This is a genomic window from Methylobacterium iners, assembly GCF_022179305.1.
Classification (GTDB): Bacteria; Pseudomonadota; Alphaproteobacteria; order Rhizobiales; family Beijerinckiaceae; genus Methylobacterium; species Methylobacterium iners.
The window spans coordinates 52869-71016 of record NZ_BPQP01000009.1 but is presented as its reverse complement, the minus strand read 5'-3'; the positions used below and the strand labels follow the sequence as shown (position 1 = coordinate 71016).

Sequence of the window (18148 nt, the reverse complement as noted above, 5' to 3'; positions counted from 1 at the left end):
AGATCTCACGGTGCAGCGCATCGCGCTGCACCGCAATAGGACAGGGCGGGCGCGCTGCTTCAGGCTGCGCTCCTCAGCGCACCGGTCTTCGCGTGGAAATCCGGCCCGTTGAAGGTCCGCGCCACGTAGCCGGCCCGCACGAGGAAATCGCCGAAGCGCTCGCCCTTGGTCCGCTCCTTCGCGTAGGCGGCGAAGAGCGGGTCGAGAACCGTCTTGATCTCGGACGCCTTCACGTCCTCGGCGTAGAGCTTGCCGAGCCGCGAGCCGTCGAACGCCGCGCCGAGATAAAGGTGGTAGCGCTCGGGGCCGCGGCCGACGAGGCCGATCTCCGCGATGAAGGGCCTGGCGCAACCATTCGGGCAGCCGGTCATGCGGATCGTGATCTCGTCCTCGGACAGGCCGTGCGCGGCGAGGCTGGTCTCGAGTTCCGTCAGGAGATCGGGCAGGTAGCGCTCGCTCTCGGCGAGCGCGAGGCCGCAGGTCGGCAGGGCCACGCAGGCGATGGAGTTCCGCCGCAGGGCACTGGCCCCCTTCAGGAGCCCGCACTCGGCCACGATCGCCTCGATCTCAGGCCGCTTGCCCTCGGGCACATTGGCGACGATCACGTTCTGGTTGCCCGTGAGCCGGAAATCGCCCTCGTGCACCTGCGCGATGCGGCGCAGGCCCGTGAGGATCTTCGGCCCGGCGCCCTCGTGGTCCTTGATGCGGCCCGACGCGACGTAGAGCGTCAGGTGGTGGCGGCCGTCGTCGCCCTTGGTCCAGCCGTAGCGGTCGCCGTTGTTCTCGAACTTGAAGGGCTTGGGATCGGGGAGGGCCCGGCCGACGCGCTTCTCGACCTCGGCCCGGAAGGCAGCGAGCCCATAGCGCTCGATCGTGTACTTGAGGCGGGCGTTCTTGCGGACCTTGCGGTTGCCCCAGTCCCGCTGGACCGTCATCACGGCCTCGGCGACCTTGAGCGCGTCGTCGGGCTCGCAGAACAGCATCACGTCCGCCGTGCGGGGGAAGGTGTCGGTCTCGCCGTGGGTCATGCCCATGCCGCCGCCCACGGTGACGTTCCAGCCCGTGACCCGACCCTTCTTGTCGAGGATCGCGATGAAGCCGAGGTCGTGGGCGAAGATGTCGACCTCGTTGGAGGGCGGCACCGCGATCACGGTCTTGAACTTTCGGGGCAGGTAGGTCTTGCCATAGACCGGCTCGACCGCGTCCTCCTCGGCACCGACGACGCGCTCGCCGTCGAGCCAGATCTCCCGCCAAGCATTGGTCTTGGGCAGGAGCGAATCCGAGATGTCCTTGGCGAGCTGGTAGGCCGCCTTGTGAGCGCCGGCCTGGGCCGGGTTCGTCGCGGCCATGACGTTGCGGTTGACGTCGCCGCAGGCGGCGATGGTGTCCAGCAGCGCCGCGTCGATGGCAGCCATCGTCCGCTTCAGGTTCGACTTGATGACGCCGTGGTACTGGAAGGTCTGGCGCGTCGTCGCCCGGAGCGTTCCGTTGGCATAGGTCGTGGCGATGTAGTCCAGCGCCAGCCACTGCTTGGGGGTGACGACGCCGCCGGCGATGCGCAGGCGAATCATGAAGCTGTAGGCCTTGTCGAGCTTCTTCCTGGTGCGCTCGGGCCTGAGATCCCGGTCGTCCTGCAGGTACATCCCGTGGAACTTCACGAGCTGCCCGTCATCCTCCGAGATCGCGCCGGTGGCGTGCTTCAGGAGGCCGTCGGCGAGCGTCCCGCGCAGGTAGCCGCTCGCGATCTTGATGTGCTCGTTCGCCGCGAGCCCTGCCGCACGCGCGGCTTCCGCCTCGTCGATGGGACGCTCGGTGGGCGGGGTCTCGTAGATCCGGGGCGGGGTCTGATCGTCCATGGCGGCATCCGGTCAGGGGGCTCTCCTCCCCCTTGCGGGGAGGAGTTGGAGGTCGGGGTGGCTAGGCGACGCTGCGTCCAGGCCGGCGGAACCACCCCCACCCTCGATCCCTCCCCGCACGGGGGAGGGAAGGCGCTCTAATAAACGTCCTGCTGATAGCGGTGGGCGCGCTCCAGCGCCGCAACGGCCGCCTCGGCGCCGTCGGCACCGAGGCTCTTCACCTCGGCATAGGCCCGTACCACGGCGTTGCGCACGTCCTTGGCCATGTTCTTGGCGTCGCCGCAGACGTAGAAGCTGGCACCCCCGTCGAGCCATTCGACGAGCTCCCGGCGGTGCTCGTAGATCCGGTCCTGCACGTAGATCTTCTCCGGCTGGTCGCGGGAGAAGGCCACGTCGATCCGCGTCAGCGAGCGATCCTCCAGGGCTTCCTGCCATTCGAGCTGGTAGAGGAAGTCGTGGGTGAAGTGCCGGTCGCCGAAGAACAGCCAGGCGCGGCCCGTGGCCTCGGTCGCCCGGCGCTCCTGAACGAAGGCGCGGAACGGCGCGATGCCGGTGCCAGGCCCGACCATGATGATGTCGCTGCCCGGGTCCGAGGGCAGGCGGAAGTGACGGTTCGGCTTCAGCTTCACCCGCACGGTCGCGCCGTTGCGGATGCGGTCGGCGATGTGGGTGGAGGCGACGCCGGTGCGGGCGCGCCCGTGGGTCTCGTAGCGCACCGCCGCGACGACGAGGTGGACCTCGTCGCCGACCTCCTTTCGCGATGAGGCGATGGAATAGGCGCGCGGGGGCAGGGGACGGGTGATCGCCGTCAGCTGCTCGGCGTTCAGCGCCGACGGGTAGGCCTCGATCAGGTCGACGAGTTGCCGGCCCTCGATCCAGGCGCGGACCTCGCCGCTCTCGACGAGGGCTTTAGCCTCCGCGTTGCCGGTCGCCTTGGCGAATCGCTCGACCGTGGTCGCCGAGAGCGTGGTGATGTCGCGCTCGGTCAGGAGCAACCGGCGCAGGATCTCGTCGCCGGTGAGGCCCGCGGCCCTCAAGATTTCTTCGACGAGGAGGGGATCGTTCTCGGGAAAGACCTCCAGGGAATCGCCCGGCTCGTAGGCCGGCGCGCCGTCCTCGAAGGCGAGCGCGAGGTGGATGGTCTCCTTGTCCGAGCGCGAGGAGTTCAGGTTCACGTGATCGACGACTTCGGCCAGGACCGGCTCGCGGCTGGGCTCCACCTCGTCGTCCTCGGCCGTGGCGCGGGCGGCGAAATCCACGGCGACGACGTTGTCGGCGCTCGGCGGCGTAAGCGCCTGCAGCGCGCCCTTAATCCAGTCGGCGGCGGGCTTGTCGAAGTCGAGGTCGAGATCGGCCCGATCATAGGCGCGGCGGCCGCCCAGCGCCTCGAGGCGCACATCGATCGCCTTCCCGATCGCGCAGAACTCGGCGTAGGAGGTGTCGCCGAGGGCGAGCACGCTGAAATCCACACCGTCGAGGCGTGGGGCGGCCTCGCCCATCAGCGCGTCGTAGGCGCGGACCGCTCGCGCCGGCGGTTCGCCCTCGCCCCAGGTGGCGGCGATGACGACGACGCGCTTCTCGGCGGGAAGCGCGGCGACGTCGAGGTCGGCGAAATCCACGATCCTGGGCTTGAACCCGCCCTTGCGGGCGAGCTTCGCCATGTCGCCGGCGAGCTTCTCGCAATTGCCCGACTCGCTCGCGTAGAGGATCGTCAGCGGCTCGGCGGCCTTCGGCGGCGCGGCCGGCACGGCGGCCGGTTGGCCCCCAGCGGCGTCGAGGCCCGCGAGGAAGCCCGCGAGCCATGCCCGCTGCACCGGCGTCGCCGTGCCGAGGACCGCATCGAGGCTCGCCCGTTCGCTGTCGCCAAAGGGAGCCGTGCGGGGAAGGATCGCGTGTCGTGCCATGCGGGAAGCCATGTCGTCCTGCGAAGGCCTCCTGTCAACGGGGTTGTCCGTTTTACAGAACGAGCTCGCGGTAGAAGGGGTCGCCCGCTATTGCGGTGCGAAAGAGATGATTATTCTCCGGCCACCACGGACAGCGTCGGCGTGAACCGGCCCGTGGTGGGCAGGCTCGGCAGCGGCAGGGCGGTGGTCGACTTCACCTTCTCCATGGCGAAGCGCGAGGTGACGTTCTTGAGGGGCAGGGTTGCGATCAAGCGCTTGTAGAAGGTGTCGTAGGCCTGCATGTCGGCCACGACGACCCGCAGCATGTAATCGACGTCGCCGGCCATGCGGTAGAATTCGAGCACTTCGGGCATCGCCGAGACGGTGGAGGCGAAGCGCTCCAGCCACTCGCGCGAATGGTCCGCCGTCTCGATCGAGACGAAGACGGTGAGGCCGAGCCCGAGCTTCACCGGATCGAGCACGGCGACGCGGCGGTCAATGACGCCCTCGGCTTCCAGGCGCTGGATCCGCTTCCAGCACGGCGTCTGCGACAAGCCCACGCGCTCGCCGATCGTAGCGATCGAGAGCGTCGCATCGTTCTGGAGCAGCGCCAGGATCTTCAGGTCGATCGAATCCAAGGGAACCTCGTCTTCTTCCGTATGGGCTGGGGCCGGCACGGGCTGCTGACGCGAGAAGGATCTTCCCGCCCGGCAACTGATCGCTGGCACGGCGGGTTGCACCCGCGATTGACCGAAGCGCTGTTATGAAGCGGGCCTATGGCCGCTATGCCTTGACAGCGTTCGTTATAGCGAACATCTCACCTCTTCGACAAGCGGGGTTTCCCACAGGTCCGATGACGGCTTCACTCGAACGCACGGCCAGCGAACTCTCGGACGCCCTGCGCGCCCTCGATCTCCCCGCGCGCGTCGACCTGATCCCGGCGACGATTCCGGGCCGCCTCGTCTTTACCACCAGCTTCGGCATTGAGGATCAGGCCCTGACCCATGCCCTGGCGATGGCCAAGTCGCGGGTCGAGATCGTCACCCTCGATACCGGCCGGCTGTTCGCGGAGACTTACGACGTCTGGGCCGAGACCGAAGCGGTCTACGGCATCCGGATCGGCGCCTACGCGCCCGAGCGGGCCGCCCAGGAGCGCTTCGTGCGCGAGCGCGGCATCAACGGCTTCCGGCATGCGGTGGAGGCGCGGCAGGAATGCTGCGGCTTCCGCAAGGTCGAGCCGCTCGGCCGGGCCCTCAGAGGCGCCGCCGCCTGGCTCACGGGCCTGCGAGCCGGCCAGTCGCAGAACCGCGCCGACACGCCGCTGGCCGAGGCCGATCCCGCACGCGGCCTGATCAAGATCAATCCGCTCGCCGATTGGAGCCGCGAAGACGTCGCCGCCTTCGTTCGGGACAATTTCATTCCCTATAACGTGCTCCACGATCGCGGCTTCCCCTCGATCGGCTGCGCGCCCTGCACCCGTGCGGTGCGCGTCGGCGAGCCCGAGCGCGCGGGCCGCTGGTGGTGGGAGCAGGAATCCAAGAAGGAGTGCGGCTTGCACGTTCACGCCCCGCAGAGCGCCGATACGGAGATCGGGCCCGGCCGGGAGGCCGCCGCCTTCGAGACCGTTTCCCGCGACAGAACCCCGGAGATGGCCCGATGAGCGCCGCCCTCGTCCAGCAGCGCACCCAGCGCCTCACCCATCTCCAGCGGCTCGAGGCCGAGAGCATCCACATCATGCGGGAGACGGTCGCAGAGACCGAGAACCCGGTGATGCTCTACTCCATCGGCAAGGATTCCTCCGTCCTGCTGCACCTGGCGCTGAAGGCCTTCGCGCCGGGGCGGCTGCCGTTCCCGCTCATGCACATCGATACGACCTGGAAGTTCCGCGAGATGATCGCCTTCCGGGACGCACGGGTGAAGGAGCTCGGCCTCGACCTCCTCGTCCACACGAACCAGGACGGCCTCGCCCGCGGCATCGGTCCAGTCAGCCACGGCTCGGAAGTCCATACCGACGTGATGAAGACGCAGGCCCTGCGGCAGGCGCTCGACAAGCACAAGTTCGACGCGGCCTTCGGCGGGGCCCGGCGCGACGAGGAGGCCTCGCGCGCCAAGGAGCGCATCGTTTCCCTGCGCACCGCCCAGCACCGCTGGGACCCGAAGCGCCAGCGGGCCGAGCCCTGGCACCTCTACAACATGAAGAAGAAACGCGGCGAGAGCTTGCGCGTCTTCCCGCTGTCCAATTGGACCGAGCTCGACGTCTGGCTCTACATCGAGCAGGAGCGGATCCCCATCGTGCCCCTCTACTTCGCGGCCGAGCGCCCCGTGGTGGAGCGCGACGGCCAGCTCATCCTCGTCGACGACGAGCGCCTGCCGCTCGAGCCCGGCGAGACGCCCCAGCTGCGGCAGGTCCGCTTCCGCACGCTCGGCTGCTACCCGCTGACCGGTGCCGTGGAGAGCCCGGCCACGACGCTGCCGGAGATCATCGGCGAGACGCTCGCCGCCCGCACCTCGGAGCGGCAGGGCCGCGTCATCGACAAGGACGGCGCGGGCGCCATGGAGCGCAAGAAGCAGGAGGGCTATTTCTGATGACCATCCATCAGTCCCCGGAGGCCTTCGGCTTCGAGAGCTTCCTTGCCGCGCATCAGGGCAAGGAGGTGCTGCGCTTCATCGCCTGCGGCTCCGTCGACGACGGCAAGTCGACCCTGATCGGGCGCCTGCTGCACGACACCAAGCAGATCTTCGACGACCAGATCACCGCGCTCCAGCGCGATTCCCGCAGGCACGGTACGCAGGGAGCGGACATCGACCTCGCTCTCCTCGTCGACGGGCTCCAGGCCGAGCGCGAGCAGGGCATCACCATCGACGTCGCCTACCGCTTCTTCTCGACGGACAAGCGCTCCTTCATCGTCGCCGACACGCCCGGCCACGAGCAGTACACACGCAACATGGCGACCGGCGCCTCGACGGCGGACGTGGCCATCCTCCTCGTCGATGCGCGCCACGGCCTGAGCCGGCAGACACGGCGCCACGCGCTGCTCGTCTCGCTCCTCGGCATCAAGCGTGTCGCGCTCGCCGTGAACAAGATGGACCTGATCGGCTGGTCGCAGGACCGTTTCGAGGCGATCACCCGGGCCTTCGACGACTTCGCCGCGCCGCTGGGCTTCAGCGAGGTCCGGGCCATCCCGCTCTCCGCGAAGAACGGCGACAACGTCGTTCTGCCCGGCGCCGCCGCGCCGTGGTACGCGGGCGTGCCGCTGCTGCAATACCTCGAGGAGGTGCCGGTCCATGTCGAGGCGCAGGCCGCGCCCTTCCGCATGGCGGTCCAGTGGGTGAATCGCCCGAACTCGGATTTCCGCGGCTTCTCGGGGTTGATCGCCAGCGGCCGCATCGCGCCGGGCGACGCCGTCGTGGTGTCACCGTCCGGCCGGACCTCGACCGTGGCGCGGATCTTCACCGCCGACGGCGACCTGCCCCGGGCCGCCGAGGGCCAATCCGTGACCCTGGTGCTCGCCGACGAGATCGACGCTTCGCGCGGCTCCGTGATCGCGGCGGCCGCTTCACCGCCGCAGAGCGCCGACAGCCTGGAGGTCCGCCTGTTCTGGGCGGCCGAGACGCCACTGAACCCGGGCGCGGCGCTCCTCGCGAAGATCGGCACCGTCACCGTGAACGCGGTCGCCTCGTCGATCCGCACCCGGATCGACCCCGAGACGGGGCGGGCCGAGCCGGCGGATCGCCTCTCCGCCAACGACATCGGCGACGTGACCTTGAGCCTCGACCGGTCCGTCGCCTTCGACGCCTACGCCTCGAATCGCGACACGGGCAGCCTTATCCTGATCGACCGCGAGACCACCGACACCGCAGCGCTCGGCCTGATCCGGACGCCTGCGAAGCAAACGTCGGCGGGCGAGGCCCGGTCGGAGAGCACCTCCGAGCCCCGCGGCTTCCTGGCAAAGCTCAAGGGCCTGTTCGGCGGCCGCTGAGGCGTGCCTTCCGGCGACGCAACCCGGGCGATACCTGGCTCAGGGGCGGATGCAGGCCTTGCATCCGCCCCTTTTTCTGTCGAAGAGGGCGGCTCCACCGTCATGACGGACGAGACTGGGCGGGCGTCGGGGAACGCCGGCGCGCGTAGCGGAGTGCTTTGATCGATGAACGAGATGCCGCGTGAGCTCGGCTCGGCCGACATCCAGACAATCCTGGAGCTCCTGCCTCACCGCTACCCGTTCCTCTTGATCGACCGGATCATCGAGATCGACCGCGACGAATCCTGTATCGGCATCAAGAACGTCACGATCAACGAGCCCCAGTTCACCGGGCACTTCCCGGGTCTGCCGGTCTTCCCCGGCGTGCTCCTGATCGAGGGCATGGCCCAGACGGCGGGCGCGATCTGCTGTCGGCACATCATGAGCGAGACCGTGCGCACCAAGCAGGTCTTCTTCACGACGATCGACAAGTGCAAGTTCCGCAAGCCGGTCGTGCCGGGCGACACGATCCGCTACCACATGACCAAGGTGAACCAGCGGAAGACCATGTGGTGGTTCAAGGGCGAAGCGCGGGTCGGGGACACGGTGGTGGCCCAGGCCGAGATCGGCGCCATGCTGGTGACGGAGTGAGCGGCCCCGCCGCGATCCACCCGAGCGCGGTCGTCGAGGACGGCGCCGCGATCGGGGAGGGCGTCCGGATCGGTCCCTTCTGCCATGTCGGGCCCGAGGTCAGCCTGGGCGAGGGCTGCGAGCTCGTGAGCCACGTCGTCGTGGCGGGCCGGACCCGCATCGGGCCGCGTACGAAGCTCTATCCCTTCGCCTCAATCGGCCACCCGCCGCAGGACTTGAAGTACCGCGGCGAGGCCTCGACGCTGACGATCGGCGCCGATTGCCTGATCCGCGAGGGCGTCACCATGAGTCCGGGCACGGCCGGGGGCGGCCTGGAGACGGTGGTGGGCGACCGCTGCGCCTTCCTTGCCAATTCCCATGTCGGCCACGATTGCCATGTCGGCGACGGCGTCGTGTTCTCGAACAACGTCATGCTCGCCGGGCACTGCCATGTCGGCGACTATGCCATCATCGGCGGCGGCGCCGCTGTGATCCAGTTCGCGCGCGTCGGCGCCCACGCCTTCGTCGGCGGCCTGTCGGGGCTGGAGAACGATTGCATCCCCTACGGCATGGCGCTCGGCAACCGCGCCTACCTGTCGGGCCTCAACATCATCGGGCTGCAGCGCCGCGGCTTCGCGCGCGACGACATTCACGCGCTTCGCCGGGCCTACCGCCTGCTCTTCGCGCCCGAAGGCACGCTGATGGAGCGGTTGGAGGACGTCGCGCTGGAATTCGACGGGCATTCGGCGGTCGGCGAGATCATCGCGTTCATCCGCGCCGGCGGCAAGCGCTCGATCTGCACGCCCCGCGGCACGCCGGCAGCGGGATGAGCCGGAACGAGAGGCGCGCATCTCCCTCCTCCTTCCGCGGGGGAGGGTGCCTGCGGAGCAGGCGGAGGAGGGAAGCATCGCCCCTTCCGGATACGTCGCGCTCCCCTCAGCCGACCCTCGCCGACGCAGGGGCAACCCTCTCCCGCACAGGGGGAAGGGAAGCGGCGTTCGGTCTCGTCCGGCTCCGATGAGCGCGTCCCTACCCCTCGTCCTCGTGGCCGGCGCCGGCCGTCTTCCCGAGCTCGTCGCGACCTCGCTGGAGCAGGCGGGCCGTCGTTTCCGCGTGCTCGCGATCCGCGGCTTCGCGGAACGGTCGATGCGGGCGCGGGCCGAGGCCAGCGTCGACCTCCTCGACATCGCAGGAATCCTCAAGGTCCTGAAGCTCTGGGGCCCGGCCGAGATCGTTCCGGCCGGCGGCGTCTCGCGCCCGAGCCCCGCCGCGATCTTCAACGCCGCTGCGGCCCTGCGCAACCGTGAGGCGCTGCGGGCCATCGCCAGCGGCGGCGACGACCGCCTCCTGCGCGGGGCCCTGGCGCTGCTGGAGGAGAACGGTCATCGCGTCCTGGGCGTCCACACGGTCGCGCCGGACCTCCTGAGCCCGGAGGGCCAGCTCGGGCGGCACGCGCCCGACCCGGCCTCGCTGGCCTCGATCGCCACCGGGCGCGCTCTGCTCGGCGCGCTCTCGCCCTTCGACGTCGGCCAGGCGACCGTCGTCTGCGCCCAGCGCGCCATCACCGTCGAGGGACCGGAGGGCACCGACCGGATGCTCGCTCGCGCCCGTGCGCTCGGGCGCCGTCCGCTCGGCTTCGGCCACGCCCAGCCCGGCACGGTCCTCGTCAAGCTCGCCAAGGAGGGCCAGGACCTGCGCGTCGACCTTCCGGCGGTGGGCCCGCGCACGGTGGTGAAGGCCGCCGCCGCCGGCTGCGCCGGGCTCGCGATCCAGGCCGGGCTGACGCTCATCATCGACCGCCCGGCGACCGTCGCGGCCGCCGATCGTCTCGGCCTGTTCGTCGTCGGCCTGAAGGTCGATCCGTGAACGCCGGAACCGCGAAGAAAATCTGGCTGGTGGCGGGCGAGGATTCCGGCGACCAGCTCGGCGCCAAGCTGATGCGGGCGCTCATCGCCCTGTCCGACCGACCGATCGCCTTCGGCGGCGTCGGCGGCGAGGCGATGATTGCGCAGGGGTTTCCCTCGCTGTTCCCGATCGACGACGTGGCGGTGATGGGCTACCTGCCCGTGCTCGCGCGCCTCCGCACCCTGATGCGCCGCATCCGCCAGACGGTGGAGGGCGTCGTCGCCGCGCAGCCCGACATCCTCGTCATCATCGACAGCCCCGGCTTCACCCACGCCGTCGCCTCGCGGGTGCGCAAGGCGATGCCGGACCTGCCCATCGTCGACTACGTCTCGCCGAGCGTCTGGGCCTGGCGGCCGTGGCGGGCAGCCGGCATGCGGCCCTTCATCGACCACGTGCTCGCGCTCCTGCCCTTCGAGCCCGAGGCGCATCGCCGCCTCAACGGGCCTGCCTGCACCTATGTCGGTCACCCCTTGATCGAGCGCCTCGCGGAGCTGCGGCCGGGCCCGGGGGAGGCTGCGGCCCGGGAGAGCCGGCCGCCGACGCTCCTGGTCCTGCCGGGCTCGCGCCGCTCGGAGATCGAGCGGCTGATGCCGGTGTTCGGGGCGACGCTGAAGCTGCTGACCGAGCGCCTCGGCCCGGTCGACGCGGTGCTGCCGGCGGTCTCGCGCCATCGTGCGCTGATCGAGCGCCTGACGATCCCCTGGGAGGCACCCGTTCGCCTGGTACACGGCGAGCCGGGCAAGTACGCGAGCTTCCGGCGGGCGCGAGCGGCGCTCGCGGCCTCGGGCACCGTCACCCTCGAGCTGGCGCTCGCCGGGGTGCCGATGGTGGTGGCCTACAAGGTCTCGCGCCTGGAGGAGGTGGTGGCGCGCCGCCTCATCCAAGTGCCGACGATCGTGCTGCCGAACCTCATCCTCGGCCAGAACGCCATGCCGGAATTCATCCAGGCCGAATGCACGGCCCCGCGGCTTGCCGACGCGCTCGCGCCACTCCTCTCAGGCGGACCGCAGCGCGACGCGCAGGTGCAGGCCCTGGAGCGCATCGACGACCTGATGCGGCTTCCCTGCGGCGACGATCCGAGCCGGAGCGCCGCCCGGATCGTGCTGGGGACGACCCGACGCGGCGTCGCCGCGATCGCCTGACGACGGCGCGACGGCCGGCCCTGGTCACGCGGCCCATTGCGGCTATCCTGAGGGGATCGACCTTCCGGGAGGATGATCATGGTGACGATCACGCCATACGCGACGGAGTCCGGCCCGCCGAGGCGCGAGGCCGCGGCGCGGGATGAACAGGCCGTCTCGGCGCGAGCGAAGCGGGCAATGCTCCTGCTCGGGCTGATCGCGGCCTTCGCCATCGCCGGCAGCATCGACGGCGCCGCGGCGGCCAGGGCCGATCCCGACCTCGTGCGGCTCATGCGCTTCATGGCGCTCCTGAAGGGCGCCTTCCTGCTCCTCGCCGCGGTTGCGAGCTTCTGGCGACTGGCGCGCCCCGCAGCGGCGTGGCGAAGCCTCGTCTACGTCGCCGGCCCGTCCCTCATGGCAGCGGGGACCGTGGCGCTCTGGCGCATGCAGGATGCCGGCCTCGCGGCGGGCGTGCTGCATGCGGGCCTGTTCGCGCTCCTCGCGGCCGCCCTGACGGACAGGGACTTCGTCCCCGCGCTGCGGCGGCGATAGGCGCACCCGTTCCGCAGGCGCGCCCTCGCGTCTCCCGTCGCCTCAGCCCCGCTGGTCGATGGGGACGTATTCCCGCTTGTCCGGACCGATATAGAGCTGGCGCGGCCGCCCGATCTTCTGGGAGGGGTCCTCGATCATCTCGGCCCATTGCGCGATCCAGCCCACCGTGCGCGCCAGCGCGAACAGCACCGTGAACATCGAGGTCGGGAAGCCCAGCGCCTTCAGGGTGATGCCCGAGTAGAAGTCGATGTTCGGGTAGAGTTTCTTCTCGATGAAGTACTCGTCCTTCAGCGCGATCTGCTCGAGCTGCACGGCCACTTCGAGCAGCGGATCGTCCTTGATGCCGAGCTGACCGAGGACCTCGTGGGTCGTGCGCTGCATGATGCGGGCGCGCGGGTCGTAGTTCTTGTAGACCCGATGGCCGAAGCCCATCAGGCGGAACGGATCGTTCTTGTCCTTGGCCTTGGCGACGTATTTCGCGACGTTGTCGGGCGTGCCGATCTCCTCCAGCATCTTGAGCGCCGCCTCGTTGGCGCCGCCATGGGCCGGTCCCCACAGGCAGGCGATGCCGGCGGCGATGCAGGCGAAGGGATTGGCGCCGGACGAGCCGGCGAGCCGCACCGTCGAGGTCGAGGCGTTCTGCTCGTGATCGGCGTGCAGGATGAAGATCCGGTCCAGCGCCCGGGCGAAGATCGGGTTGACGACGTATTCCTCGCACGGCACCGCGAAGCACATCCGCAGGAAGTTCGACGTGTAGTCGAGGTCGTTCTTCGGATAGACGAAGGGCTGACCGATCGAATACTTGTAGGCCATCGCCGCGAGCGTCGGCATCTTGGCGATCATGCGCAGGGACGCGATCATCCGCTGCTTGTCGTCCGAGATGTCGGTCGAGTCGTGATAGAAGGCCGAGAGCGCGCCGACGCAGGCGACCATGATCGCCATGGGATGCGCGTCGCGGCGGAAGCCCTGGAAGAAGCGGTTCATCTGGTCGTGCACCATGGTGTGGCGCGTGACCCGGTAGTCGAAATCGGCCTTCTGGGCCGGCGTCGGCAGCTCGCCGAAGAGCATCAGGTAGCAGGTCTCGAGAAAGTCGCCCTGCTCGGCGATCTGCTCGATCGGGTAGCCGCGATAGAGCAGCACCCCGGCATCGCCGTCGATATAGGTGATCTTCGATTCGCAGGAGGCGGTCGAGGTGAAGCCGGGGTCGAAGGTGAAGACTCCGGTCTTGGCGTGCAGCTTGCCGATATCGATGACGTCCGGCCCGATCGTTCCGGTCTTGACCGGCAAGTCGACGTGGTTGTCGCCCACGGTGATGGTGCTGGAGGCGCTCATGGGAACGTGGACCCTTTCCTGGCGACGGGCGGACTTTTGCGAGGAACAGACCTTGGCAGGCGGACCTTGAAGGGAAGCGCGCCGATCCGGGCATCGACGGATCGACCACCCGGCACCGTTGCGCGGCCGCAGCGATTGCTGCAGTTGCTCACACGCCTACCGAGTTAGCGGATCGACCGGGCGCCATCAACCGACGCCGTCCGATCCCTCGCCGCCGCAAGCGAGATCCGGGCCGGCCGAGTGCCCTCGCAGCGCCGTCGGAGGTCGTCAGGCGGCGACCAGCTGGTCGCGAAGGCGCCCGAGGCACTCGTCGCGGCCGAGCACCGCCATGACGTCGAAGAGAGGCGGCGAGGTCGCGCGGCCCGTCAGTGCGGCCCGTAGGGGCTGCGCGATCTGGCCGAGCTTCAGGCCGGCGGCCTCAGCGAATTGCCGCACCGCACCCTCGGTCGCGGTCGCGTCCCAGTCCGGCAGGGATTCGAGCGCCAGCAGCACCCCGGCAAGCCGCTCCCGGGCCTCCGGCGAGAGCAGGCCGGCGGCCTTGTCGTCGAGGGCGAGCGGGCGGGCGGCCGTGAGGTAATAGGCGCTGTCCAGGAGCTCGACGAGGGTCTTGGCCCGTTCCTTGAGACCCGGCATCGCTTCCGTCAGCTTGGCGCGCAGCTCCGGAGGAAGCGTCGCGGGCAGGCCCCGCGCGGGCCCGAGCGCCGGCAGGATGGCCTCGATCGCGTCGACCAAGGCCGCGTCCGCGGAGCCGCGAATGTAGAGCCCGTTCAGGTTCTCGAGCTTGGCGAAGTCGAACCGCGCCGGCGAGCGCCCGATCGCCCTCAGATCGAAGGCGGCGATCATCTCCTCGGTGGAGAAGACCTCCTGATCGCCGTGGCTCCAGCCGAGCCGCACGAGGTAGTTGCGCAGCGCCGCCGGCAGGTAGCCGAGGTCGCGATAGGCATCGACCCCGAGGGCCCCATGACGCTTCGAGAGCTTGGCGCCGTCCGCCCCGTGGATCAGCGGAATATGGGCCATGGCCGGCACAGCCCAGCCGAGGGCCCCGTAGATCTGAGCCTGGCGGGCAGCGTTGGTGAGGTGGTCGTCGCCGCGGATGACCTGGGTGACGCCCATGTCGTGGTCGTCGACGACGACGGCGAGCATGTAGGTCGGGTTGCCGTCCGAGCGCAGGAGGACGAGGTCGTCGAGGTCGCGGTTCTGCCACGTCACGCGGCCCTGCACGCCGTCCTCGACGATCGTCTCCCCGTCGGAGGGCGCGCGAAGCCGTATCACCGGCTTGACCCCGGCGGGCGCCTCGGAGGGATCGCGGTCGCGCCAGCGCCCATCGTAGCGCATCGGCCGGCCCTCCGCCCGCGCGCTCTCGCGCATGGCGGCGAGCTCCTCGGGGCTCGCATAGCAGCGATAAGCGTCGTCCGACGCCAGCAGGCTCTCGGCGACCTCACGGTGACGCTCGGCGCGGGCGAACTGGTAGACGACCTCGCCGTCCCAATCGAGGCCGAGCCAGGAGAGTCCGTCGAGAATCGCGTCGATCGCCCCCTGCGTCGAGCGCTCGCGGTCGGTATCCTCGATGCGCAGCAGCATCCGGCCGCCGAAGCGGCGGGCGTAGAGCCAATTGAACAAGGCTGTGCGGGCCCCACCGATATGGAGGTAGCCGGTGGGGGAGGGCGCGAAACGCGTGACGACGGCTGACGACATCAATCGGGGCTTGGGCGTGCGAGGAAGCGGGGAGGGAGGGGCGAAGAGCGGATCGACCGGCCCAGATGCGGGCGTGTAGCATGCGAAGGCGGTTGCGTTAAGGAATCACACGGCGGGCCGCGGGGCGATCGAGCGATGGCGCAGGGCCGGGCAGGGGCGGCGGGATGGGGCTTGGCGGCCCTCGCCCCCGGCCGTCCCGGTGCTCCCTCCCTCTGGCTCGGCGCCGCCCGGGGCTGGTTCGCGGCTGGCCTGACGCGGGAGGCCGAGCAACGGCGCCTGTTTCCCTGGATCGCCGTGGCCTTCGGCGCCGGCATCCTCATCTATTTCACGGCGGCAGACGGAGAACCGGCGCTCGCCGCGCCCCTCCTCGTCGTCGTCGGGCTCGCGGCGCTGGCGCCCTTCCTCGGCGCGAGGCCCTTCAGCCTCGCCCTGGTCCTCGCGCTGGCGGCCGCCTTCCTCGGCTTCGCGGCGGCAGCGACCCGGGTCGCCCGGGTTGCGAGCCCGGTCCTGTCCCGGACCACCATCGCGCCGCTCACCGGCCTGATCGAGGCCCTCGACGAGCGGGAGGAGGGCGCCCGGCTCATCCTGTGCGTCGAGAGCTTCGGCACGCTCACGCCCGAGCTGCGGCCCCGCCGCGTCCGGGTCTCGTACAAGACGGCCCAGGCGCTCAAGCCCGGCGACTTCATCGCCGCCACCGCCCGCCTGCTGCCGCCGCCCGAGGCAGCGCGTCCCGGCGGCTACGACTTCGCCCGCGACGCCTTCTTCCGCGGGATCGGCGCCGTCGGCTCCCTCGTCGGCAAGGTCGAGGTCCGCCCTCCGCCCGAGCCGCCCTCGGCGGCGCTGCGCCTCGCGGCGGCCGTCGACAACGCCCGCAACGCGCTCACCCGGCGCATCACTGACGCCAATGGCGGGCAAGCCGGCGCGGTGGCGGCCGCCCTGGTCACCGGCAAGCGTGGCCTCATCAACGCCGAGACCAACGACGTGCTCCGCGCGGCCGGCATCTACCACGTCATCTCGATCTCCGGATTGCACATGGTGCTGGCCGCCGGCGTCGTGTTCTGGCTGGTGCGGGCGCTCCTCGCCCTGGTACCGCGTCTGGCCCTCGCCTGGCCGATCAAGAAGATCGCCGCCGGCTTCGCCATGGTCGGTGTCAGCGCCTATTGCATCTTCTCCGGCTGGGATCTCGCGGCCCAGCGCGCGCTGATCATGACGCTCGTCATGCTCGGCGCCATCCTGGTCGACCGACCGGCGCTCAGCATGCGCAACCTGGCACTGGCCGCGCTGATCGCGCTCGCCCGCGAGCCGGAGGCGCTCCTGGGACCGAGCTTCCAGATGTCCTTCGGCGCGGTCGCGGGTCTGATCGCCTGCGCGCGGCTTCTCCAGGGCGATCTCCTGCGCCGGGATACCGATGGATGGCTCGGGCGGGCGGTGTCCCTGGCAGCCGCGGCGGTGATCGGGACGCTGGCGACGACGCTCGTGGCGCAGATCGCGACCGCACCCTTCGCCACCTACCACTTCCAGACGATCCAGCCCTTCGGCATCGTCGGCAACGCGCTCACCCTGCCGCTGGTCTCCATCGCGGTGATGCCCTGCGCCGTCCTCGGCATCCTCGCCTATCCCTTCGCCCTGGACCAGCCGGTCTGGTGGGCGATGGGGCTCGCCGTGCGCGGCATGCTGGCGATCTCCAGCTGGATCGCCGGGTTCGCGCAGGCGACGATCGTCGTGCCCGCCTTCGGCGCGGGCGCGCTGGGGCTGCTCTCGGCCGCGCTGATCATCCTGACGGTGCCGGTGTCGCGGCTGCGCTGGCTCGGGCTTCTTCCTGCCACCCTCGGGCTCGCCTTCGCGGCCACGCCCGAACGTCACGACATCTATGTCGACCGAGAGGGCGCCGGGGCCGTCGTCCGGGGCCGGGACGGCCGGCTCGCGGCGCTCGGGCGGCCGCCCTCCTTCGTTCTGGAGCAATGGCTGAAGGCCGACGGCGATCCACGCAAGCCTGCAGAAGTCCTCGCGGCCACGAGCGCGCGCTGCGATCGGATCGGCTGCGCCATCGAGGCCGTCGGCGGCGGACAGGTCGCGCTGACAAGGGACAAGCGCGCCTTCGCCGAGGATTGCGCCCGCGCAAGCATCCTGATCGCGCGCAGCATCGCGCCTCCAGGCTGCGCGGCGCCCCTTCTACTGGACCGCACATTCCTGGCCGCGCACGGTGCGGCAGCGATCCGCTTCGGACCAGGGGGCCCCGTCGTCGCGACGGCGCGTAAGCCCGGCTCGAACCCGCCCTGGCGCGCCGCAACAGCCTCGACGGGTCCGCCGCGAGTCGGCATCACCGTTCCGCCGGCCGCCGAGACCGAACCGGAGGAAGGGACGCCGACCCAGGCGCTGCCGGAGCGACTTCAGTAGCGGCGGACGAGGCTCACGAGGCGGCCCTGGATGCGAACGCGATCCGGACCCAGCACGCGGGTCTCATAGGCGGGGTTGGCCGGCTCCAGCGCGATCGAGGAGCCGCGCCGGCGCAGGCGCTTCAGGGTCGCCTCCTCGTCGTCGATCAGGGCGACGATGATGTCCCCGGTATTGGCGGTGTCCTGCTTGCGGATCACCACGAGGTCGCCGTCGAGGATGCCGGCATCGACCATCGAGTCGCCGCGCACCTCAAGGGCGTAATGCTCGCCGCCGGCCAGGAAATCCGGCGACATGGTGATCGAGTGGCTCTGGCTCTGGATCGCCGAGATCGGGGTACCGGCTGCGATCCGACCCATCACCGGGATGATCATGCTGCGGCCGTTCTCGTCGGTCGCCTGGGTCGTCGGCGGCTTGGCGGGCGGAGCCTTGGCGCGGCCGCCCTCGACCACGCTCGGGGTGAAGCGGCGAACCTCGCCGGACGCCGCCGGTCGTGCGGCGTTCCCGCCGCCTAGGCTCTCGGGCATGCGAATCACCTCGATCGCCCGGGCGCGGTTGGGCAGGCGCCGCAGGAAGCCGCGCTCCTCAAGGGCCGTGATAAGGCGGTGGATGCCGGACTTCGACTTGAGGTCGAGGGCGTCCTTCATCTCGTCGAACGAGGGCGGTACGCCGCTCTCGCGCATCCGCTGCTGGATGAACTGAAGCAGATCGAGCTGTTTACGCGTCAGCATCCGAGGGACTCACTCTCCAGGGCGATCGACTGCGACGCAGGACCGCGGAAACAAACCACGAACACGTTAGACGTTCCGTAAGTGTTCTGC

Annotated in this window: 15 protein-coding genes; 9 read left to right on the top strand and 6 right to left on the bottom strand. The window is 70.1% G+C overall.

From position 1 onward, the window contains the following. Positions 1-59: 59 nt before the first annotated feature. From MFF55_RS03615 to MFF55_RS03605, 3 genes are all read right to left on the bottom strand, one after another. Positions 60-1856 carry an NADPH-dependent assimilatory sulfite reductase hemoprotein subunit gene (locus MFF55_RS03615; RefSeq protein WP_238242718.1) on the bottom strand — a complete coding sequence of 599 codons (1797 nt, stop codon included), beginning with the start codon at positions 1854-1856 and terminating at the stop codon, positions 60-62. A gap of 137 nt (positions 1857-1993) precedes the next feature. Continuing rightward, a complete protein-coding gene (locus MFF55_RS03610) occupies positions 1994-3760 on the bottom strand; it encodes a diflavin oxidoreductase (protein WP_238242717.1) in 1767 nt (588 codons plus the stop codon). 110 nt (positions 3761-3870) lie between these two features. Beyond that, positions 3871-4377 (bottom strand): Lrp/AsnC family transcriptional regulator, encoded by a 507-nt coding sequence (locus MFF55_RS03605; protein ID WP_238242716.1) that lies wholly within the window; start codon positions 4375-4377, stop codon positions 3871-3873. 215 nt (positions 4378-4592) lie between these two features. Between MFF55_RS03605 and MFF55_RS03600 the strand changes: the two genes are divergently transcribed. The 8 genes from MFF55_RS03600 (at position 4593) to MFF55_RS03565 (ending at position 11906) form a co-directional block, all read left to right on the top strand. Further along, positions 4593-5399: a phosphoadenylyl-sulfate reductase gene (locus MFF55_RS03600; RefSeq protein ID WP_238242715.1), complete on the top strand. Its 807-nt coding sequence runs from the start codon at positions 4593-4595 to the stop codon at positions 5397-5399. After that, positions 5396-6325 carry a sulfate adenylyltransferase subunit CysD gene (gene cysD / locus MFF55_RS03595; RefSeq protein WP_238242714.1) on the top strand — a complete coding sequence of 310 codons (930 nt, stop codon included), beginning with the start codon at positions 5396-5398 and terminating at the stop codon, positions 6323-6325. Before MFF55_RS03600 ends, cysD begins: the two co-directional genes overlap by 4 nt. Beyond that, positions 6325-7719 (top strand): sulfate adenylyltransferase subunit CysN, encoded by a 1395-nt coding sequence (cysN, locus tag MFF55_RS03590; RefSeq protein ID WP_238242713.1) that lies wholly within the window; start codon positions 6325-6327, stop codon positions 7717-7719. The genes cysD and cysN overlap by 1 nt, the downstream gene beginning before the upstream one ends. A gap of 174 nt (positions 7720-7893) precedes the next feature. Beyond that, positions 7894-8349: a 3-hydroxyacyl-ACP dehydratase FabZ gene (fabZ, locus tag MFF55_RS03585; protein ID WP_373874712.1), complete on the top strand. Its 456-nt coding sequence runs from the start codon at positions 7894-7896 to the stop codon at positions 8347-8349. After that, complete coding sequence (gene lpxA, locus MFF55_RS03580) at positions 8346-9158, top strand: acyl-ACP--UDP-N-acetylglucosamine O-acyltransferase (RefSeq protein ID WP_238242711.1); 813 nt, start codon at positions 8346-8348, stop codon at positions 9156-9158. Before fabZ ends, lpxA begins: the two co-directional genes overlap by 4 nt. 187 nt (positions 9159-9345) lie before the next feature. Further along, the gene (locus tag MFF55_RS03575) at positions 9346-10194 is read left to right on the top strand and encodes an LpxI family protein (RefSeq protein WP_238242710.1); all 849 of its coding nucleotides are present in this window, start codon (positions 9346-9348) and stop codon (positions 10192-10194) included. After that, on the top strand, positions 10191-11375 hold the full coding sequence (gene lpxB, locus MFF55_RS03570) for a lipid-A-disaccharide synthase (protein ID WP_283206694.1): 1185 nt from the start codon (positions 10191-10193) through the stop codon (positions 11373-11375). Before MFF55_RS03575 ends, lpxB begins: the two co-directional genes overlap by 4 nt. Positions 11376-11453: 78 nt before the next feature. Beyond that, positions 11454-11906: a hypothetical protein gene (locus MFF55_RS03565; protein ID WP_238242709.1), complete on the top strand. Its 453-nt coding sequence runs from the start codon at positions 11454-11456 to the stop codon at positions 11904-11906. Between the two features lie 42 nt (positions 11907-11948). On the opposite strand, the gene gltA is transcribed toward MFF55_RS03565, so the two are convergent. Together gltA and gltX are read right to left on the bottom strand one after the other, a co-directional pair. Continuing rightward, positions 11949-13238, bottom strand: a complete 1290-nt coding sequence (gltA, locus tag MFF55_RS03560; protein WP_238242708.1) for a citrate synthase — start codon at positions 13236-13238, stop codon at positions 11949-11951. Between the two features lie 267 nt (positions 13239-13505). Next, on the bottom strand, positions 13506-14933 hold the full coding sequence (gltX, locus tag MFF55_RS03555; protein WP_238242707.1) for a glutamate--tRNA ligase: 1428 nt from the start codon (positions 14931-14933) through the stop codon (positions 13506-13508). Between the two features lie 135 nt (positions 14934-15068). Between gltX and MFF55_RS03550 the strand changes: the two genes are divergently transcribed. Then, positions 15069-17330, top strand: coding sequence for a ComEC/Rec2 family competence protein (locus MFF55_RS03550; RefSeq protein WP_238242706.1), 2262 nt, complete (start codon positions 15069-15071; stop codon positions 17328-17330). On the opposite strand, the gene lexA is transcribed toward MFF55_RS03550, so the two are convergent. After that, complete coding sequence (gene lexA, locus MFF55_RS03545) at positions 17324-18058, bottom strand: transcriptional repressor LexA (protein ID WP_238242705.1); 735 nt, start codon at positions 18056-18058, stop codon at positions 17324-17326. The two genes, MFF55_RS03550 and lexA, sit on opposite strands and share 7 nt — an antisense overlap. Positions 18059-18148 lie beyond the last annotated feature (90 nt).